Annotated in this window: 1 protein-coding gene; it reads right to left on the bottom strand. The window is 60.1% G+C overall.

Annotation, left to right across the window (positions count from 1 at the left end; translation table 11 throughout):
• Positions 1-55 precede the first annotated feature (55 nt).
• Complete coding sequence (tuf, locus tag M3484_RS23510) at positions 56-1231, bottom strand: elongation factor Tu (protein WP_092895895.1); 1176 nt, start codon at positions 1229-1231, stop codon at positions 56-58.

Raw genomic sequence — 1231 nt, 5'->3', positions numbered from 1 at the left:
GAAAAAGGCCGCCCCGAAGGGCGGCCTCTGGATCACAAAGCCCGAAGGCTTCAGATCACTTGATGATTTTCGCAACGACGCCTGCACCAACGGTGCGGCCGCCTTCGCGGATTGCGAAGCGCAGTTTTTCTTCCATAGCGATCGGCGCGATCAGTTCGACTTCGAACTTCAGGTTGTCGCCCGGCATCACCATTTCGGTGCCTTCCGGAAGCTTGACCATGCCGGTCACGTCCGTGGTGCGGAAGTAGAATTGCGGACGGTAGTTCGCGAAGAACGGCGTGTGGCGACCACCTTCTTCCTTGGTGAGGATATAGGCCTCAGCTTCGAAAGTGGTGTGCGGCAGAACCGATTTCGGCTTGCACAGAACCTGACCACGCTCAACGCCGTCACGGTCGACGCCGCGCAGCAGCGCGCCGATATTGTCGCCGGCTTCACCGCGGTCGAGCAGCTTGCGGAACATCTCGACACCGGTGCAGGTCGATTTCGAGGTCGGGCGGATGCCGACGATCTCGACTTCGTCACCGACATTGATCACGCCGCGCTCGATACGGCCGGTCACAACGGTACCACGGCCCGAGATCGAGAACACGTCTTCGATCGGCATCAGGAAGGGCTGGTCAACAGCGCGCTCCGGGGTCGGGATATAGGCGTCGACAGCCGCGATCAGCTCGCGGATCGAGTTCTCGCCGATTTCCGGATTGGTGCCGTTCATCGCAGCCAGAGCCGAGCCTTTGATGATCGGAATATCGTCGCCCGGGTATTCGTAGGACGACAGAAGCTCGCGGATTTCCATCTCGACGAGTTCCAGCAGTTCCGGGTCATCGACCTGGTCGACCTTGTTCATATAGACGACCATGTAGGGGATACCCACCTGGCGGCCGAGCAGGATGTGCTCGCGGGTCTGCGGCATCGGGCCGTCAGCGGCGTTCACAACGAGGATCGCGCCGTCCATCTGGGCAGCACCGGTGATCATGTTTTTGACGTAGTCGGCGTGGCCGGGGCAGTCAACGTGAGCGTAGTGACGCGTTTCCGACTCATACTCAACGTGAGCGGTCGAGATCGTGATGCCGCGGGCGCGCTCTTCCGGAGCACCGTCGATCTGGTCATAGGCTTTGAAGTCACCGAAATATTTGGTGATCGCGGCCGTCAGGGTCGTCTTGCCGTGGTCAACGTGGCCGATCGTGCCGATGTTGACGTGCGGTTTGTTCCGTTCAAACTTTGCCTTTGCCAT

Source organism: Pseudomonas sp. GX19020, assembly GCF_023371075.1.
In the GTDB taxonomy this organism is placed as follows: domain Bacteria; phylum Pseudomonadota; class Alphaproteobacteria; order Rhodobacterales; family Rhodobacteraceae; genus Pseudogemmobacter.
This window is presented reverse-complemented; position numbering and strand designations above follow the sequence as displayed.